This is a genomic window from Sporosarcina koreensis (genome assembly GCF_001531445.1).
GTDB classification, from domain to species: Bacteria; Bacillota; Bacilli; order Bacillales_A; family Planococcaceae; genus Sporosarcina; species Sporosarcina koreensis_C.
In genome coordinates this window covers 126,435-131,326 of the sequence record NZ_LQYA01000245.1, presented here as the reverse complement: position 1 = coordinate 131,326, position 4,892 = coordinate 126,435, and the positions used below count along the sequence as shown (strand labels likewise).

Sequence of the window (4,892 nt, the reverse complement as noted above, 5' to 3'; positions counted from 1 at the left end):
AACCGCCGCCCTCCGCTTTTGATTATTACAAAGCTTTTTTCGTAAGACGTGCTTTTTGACGAGCAGCTGTATTTTTGTGGATAAGACCTTTACGAGCAGCTGTGTCCAATTTTTTGACTGCGTCTTTCAAAAGTTCAGAAGCGTTCTCTTCTTTATTGATGAGCGCAGTGTCAGCTTTACGTACAGCAGTACGCATTGCAGCTTTGTATTGTGAGTTTTGCTCATTCGCTGCGGCACTTTGTTTAACGCGCTTGATTGCACCTTTGATGTTTGGCATTCCATTCACCTCCAATTTCAGGTAAGGCAAGAGTGTTTCCATAATACTATTCGGATATCTCTTTACAACATTAACATTTTAGCAAAAACCTAGCTTTAACGCAATAAAAATATGCAAAGAATATTTCCTTGACACAACGTGCAAACTGCATATTGAGGTGATGACAATGGATAAATACGATTTTTACCGAACGGACCTCCTCGTCGAAAACGAGGAAATGGTACGCCATCGGACAGAAAAAGAAAAACAGGAATTAAAAGATTCTGAAGGCATACAATTTGACGAGCAGCGAAAAGGAAGAGTCATTCTAACGTCAGTCAAAATCAACGCTGAAGGGGAAAAGAAAATCGGCAAGAAAAGAGGCACTTATTTGACGCTGACGAACCCTACGCTAAATCATACCGATCGTGAAGGACTCCAAGAGATGGCTGGTATGCTTAAAACGAAGCTGACCGAACTGACTTCAGGGATAAAGAATTTGAAAACAGGAAAAATCCTAATGGTCGGACTTGGAAATCGAGAAGTAACTCCAGACGCTGTCGGGCCGCTGACGATGGATCGTCTGAAAGAGATTGTCCCTCTATATTATTCGGACGAAGGGAGCGAATTATTCGTCTATGCTCCTGGTGTGACGATTCAGACTGGACTCGAAACGGCCGATTTCGTTAAAGCATTGGTGACTGAAATCCAACCTGATCTCCTGCTCGTCATAGATGCATTAGCTGCCCGCGACAGTTCAAGATTATGCAAAACAATTCAAATGACGGACACAGGTATACATCCGGGTTCCGGAGTAGGAAATAGTCGAAAAGAGTTATCGAGGGAAACCTTGGGCATCCCGGTCATCGCAATCGGCATCCCGACTGTCGTTGATGGTCCAGTATTGATAGCAGACGCCATCAATACGTTGTTCAATTATATCGCCTCCAAAATTGAGGAAGAAAGCCATCCTTCATCCCGTCTGTCCGTTTCACCGTGGCTGCATCAGCCGAACAAGGAAGCGGATAGGACGAAGTTAATCCCTATATTTGGAGATTGGACTTCATGGCCGCATGAAGAGAGAGTTCAATTATTCGAAGAGGTATTATCCAACCACGATTTGAATACATTCATTTCACCAAAAGAAATCGATTCTTGGGCAGCTCTTTACGCGGAGACGTTGACCGACTCGATCAGTGAGTGGATTGAGGACATAAAAACGAGTCATTGACACTTCCCCCCGCGCATATAGTTGAAGACGGGGGGATGTCGCATGAAGAAAAATCTGCAAATCTGGACTGCAATCGTATTCGTTCTTTTCCTTTTCCCGGTACTCATTCAATTCATACCGGAGGAATCCAAAATATCGACTTCAAAAATCGTCAAAGAAAATGCCCTTATCGTTTACGCATCCAACATTGTAGCGGAAGATGAGGCGGTTCCTGAAACTGCAATCGAAAGTGAAACTGAAGCCGAAACCGAAACCGAGAATGAAGAAAGTAAACTTGGAAAAGTATTGCTTTATAACACCCACTCCACCGAGGCATACAAACCGATTACAAAAGCAGTAGATGGAAAACTTGCCGTTGATCAACATCAGACCGAAAACGTAGTGAAGATGAGTGATAAACTTAAAAGCTTACTTGAAATCAATGGTGTGGAAACTGACACGCTGAAAAAGAAAGTGTCTTACTCACGTGCTTATAAGGATATAAGACCATTCGTCCAGAAGCAGCTTGCTGAAAACGAGTACGATTTAATCATTGATATCCATCGGGATTCAGCCGGACCTGAAGCGACGACAATTGGATATAAAGGGGAGCGTTACGCGAAAGTTGCGTTTGTGCTAGGGCAAAACAACCCTTCATACAAAAAGAATGAAGCGATTACGAACAAATTCAAATCGGAAATGGAAAAAAGAATACCGGGCATTATGAGAAATGTCATATCAAAAGGCGGAGCAGGTGTGGATGGAAAATATAACCAAGACCTTCACCCTAACCTCGTTTTGATGGAACTTGGCGGGGTAGGGAACTCAGAGGAAGAGTTGAACAGAACGCTAATAGTCATCTCTGAAGTGATTATGGAAATGTTGGCAAATGATGAAATTGAAGAGAAATAAATAAAGTCACGGCTCCATGGACTGACCTTGGAGCCTTTTTTGTATTGGATATTAGCACCAATCTTTATCAAAACGAACTCATCTGGTAGACTTGATAAGTCAAATGGATGCTTTCATTATTTGATTTCCGGGAATAAGAAAATGTAACATGTTTATCAGTTATTTGCTATAATGCAAATAGCTTATATAGGAGTGAACTGACAGATGAATCATGAGGAAAGATTGGCACGTCAAAAAAACATTAGAAACTTCTCTATTATTGCCCATATCGATCACGGGAAATCGACGTTGGCCGACCGATTATTAGAAAAAACCGAAACAGTGAGTTCGCGGGAAATGAAATCACAGACATTGGATTCCATGGATTTGGAGCGCGAACGTGGAATTACGATCAAATTGAACGCAGTGCAATTATCATACACAGCGAAAAATGGCGAGGAGTATACGTTCCATTTGATCGATACTCCAGGGCACGTAGACTTTACGTATGAAGTGTCACGAAGCCTTGCAGCATGTGAAGGGGCGCTCCTTGTTGTTGACGCGGCCCAGGGAATTGAAGCGCAAACGTTGGCAAACGTTTATTTAGCGTTAGACAATGATCTGGAAATTTTGCCCGTTATCAATAAAATCGATTTGCCGGCAGCAGATCCAGATAAAGTGAAACAGGAAATCGAAGATGTCATTGGCTTGGATGCTTCCGAGGCAGTCCATGCATCGGCGAAAGCCGGCATCGGCATCGAAGAGATCCTTGAGCAAATTGTCGAGAAAGTGCCTGCGCCTACGGGAGATCCGGAAGCGCCGTTGAAAGCATTGATCTTCGACTCGCATTATGATCAATATAAAGGCGTCATCGTCAATATTCGAATTGTCGAAGGGACCGTTAAACCTGGCGATAAAATCCGTATGATGGCGACTGGTAAAGAATTCGAAGTCATTGAAACGGGAGTATTCACACCGAATATTTCATTGCGCGATGAATTGTCGGTCGGCGATGTTGGGTTCCTCTCTGCAGCCATTAAAAATGTGGGTGATACGCGGGTTGGTGATACAATTACGAACGCGAAAAACCAAGCGAGTGAACCGTTACCTGGTTACCGTCGATTGAATCCAATGGTATTCTGCGGACTATATCCAATCGACTCGTCAAAATATGTCGATTTGCGGGAAGCGCTTGAGAAGCTTGAGCTGAACGACTCAGCCTTGGAATATGAAGCAGAGACATCACAAGCACTTGGCTTCGGATATCGATGCGGATTCCTTGGATTGCTCCATATGGAAATCATCCAAGAGCGGATTGAACGTGAATTTAAGATTGACTTGATCACAACAGCACCTAGTGTTATTTATAATGTGGTTACGACTGACGGAAAAGAATTGAAAGTCGACAATCCTTCCATGATGCCGGATGCTCAAAAGATTGACCACGTCGAAGAGCCTTATGTGAAAGCATCCATCATGGTACCGAACGAATACGTCGGATCTGTCATGGAATTATGTCAGCAAAAACGTGGGAACTTCATTACAATGGATTATTTGGACGCTTCACGTGTCAATATCATTTATGAATTGCCTCTTGCAGAAATTGTCTATGACTTTTTCGACCAATTAAAATCAGGAACGAAAGGCTACGCGTCATTTGACTATGAACTGATCGGCTATAAAACATCGAAGCTTGTCAAAATGGACATCCTATTGAACGGTGAGCAAGTCGACGCTCTTAGCTTTATCGTCCACCGTGACTTCAGCTACGAGCGTGGGAAGGCGATTGTTGAAAAACTGAAAAACCTAATCCCGCGTCAACAGTTCGAAGTGCCGGTTCAAGCTGCCATCGGTCAAAAAATCGTTGCTCGTTCGACAATCAAATCGATTGGTAAAAACGTTCTTGCCAAATGTTACGGCGGAGATATCTCCCGTAAACGTAAATTGCTTGAGAAACAAAAAGAAGGAAAGAAACGGATGAAGCAAGTCGGATCCGTCGAAGTCCCACAAGAAGCGTTTATGGCTGTTCTTAAGATGGATGAAGACTAAAGCGAAGGGCGCCTGCTAGAGACGACTGGCATAAGGCAAAGATGCGGAGTGGCGCTTTTTGCCACAGAGCAGCTTTGTCTTATGACCCCGAGTCTCTGGCGTCCGGAGCTGGATGAAGATTGATATCTAAAATTAAAAGGAGTCCATTTCGGGCTCCTTTTTGCACGACCGGCATTGCCGAAAGAAAGGGGACATAACAAATGCGAGGCATGTATATTCATATTCCTTTCTGCCACCAGATATGCTTTTACTGCGACTTCAATAAAGTGTTCTTTAAAAACCAACCAGTTGATGAGTATATCGAATCGATCGGAAACGAACTTGCAATCATGGCAAATGAAGGCCATTCATTCGAAGGGCTTGAAACAGTCTTTCTTGGCGGAGGAACACCGACGTCATTATCAGAAAAACAATTGGATCGATTACTTGAACTTATCCATCAGCACGTCAATGTCCGTGCGTTGCGGGAATTTTCGACAGAGGCGA

General features: G+C 43.4%; 5 protein-coding genes. 4 read left to right on the top strand and 1 reads right to left on the bottom strand.

Annotation, left to right across the window (positions count from 1 at the left end; translation table 11 throughout):
- Window positions 1-25: 25 nt before the first annotated feature.
- Window positions 26-277, bottom strand: coding sequence for a 30S ribosomal protein S20 (gene rpsT, locus AWV70_RS20870; RefSeq protein WP_060210413.1), 252 nt, complete (start codon window positions 275-277; stop codon window positions 26-28).
- A 166-nt stretch (window positions 278-443) separates the two neighbouring features.
- On the opposite strand from rpsT, the gene gpr reads away from it, so the two are divergent.
- The 4 genes from gpr to AWV70_RS24935 form a co-directional block, all read left to right on the top strand.
- A complete protein-coding gene (gene gpr / locus AWV70_RS20865) occupies window positions 444-1,487 on the top strand; it encodes a GPR endopeptidase (protein ID WP_060210412.1) in 1,044 nt (347 codons plus the stop codon).
- Between the two features lie 42 nt (window positions 1,488-1,529).
- Window positions 1,530-2,378, top strand: coding sequence for a stage II sporulation protein P (spoIIP, locus tag AWV70_RS20860; RefSeq protein WP_060210411.1), 849 nt, complete (start codon window positions 1,530-1,532; stop codon window positions 2,376-2,378).
- Between the two features lie 204 nt (window positions 2,379-2,582).
- Window positions 2,583-4,406: a translation elongation factor 4 gene (gene lepA, locus AWV70_RS20855; RefSeq protein WP_060210410.1), complete on the top strand. Its 1,824-nt coding sequence runs from the start codon at window positions 2,583-2,585 to the stop codon at window positions 4,404-4,406.
- Between the two features lie 200 nt (window positions 4,407-4,606).
- Window positions 4,607-4,892: radical SAM protein (locus AWV70_RS24935; RefSeq protein WP_349675588.1), on the top strand; the 286-nt coding region annotated here is incomplete at its 3' end.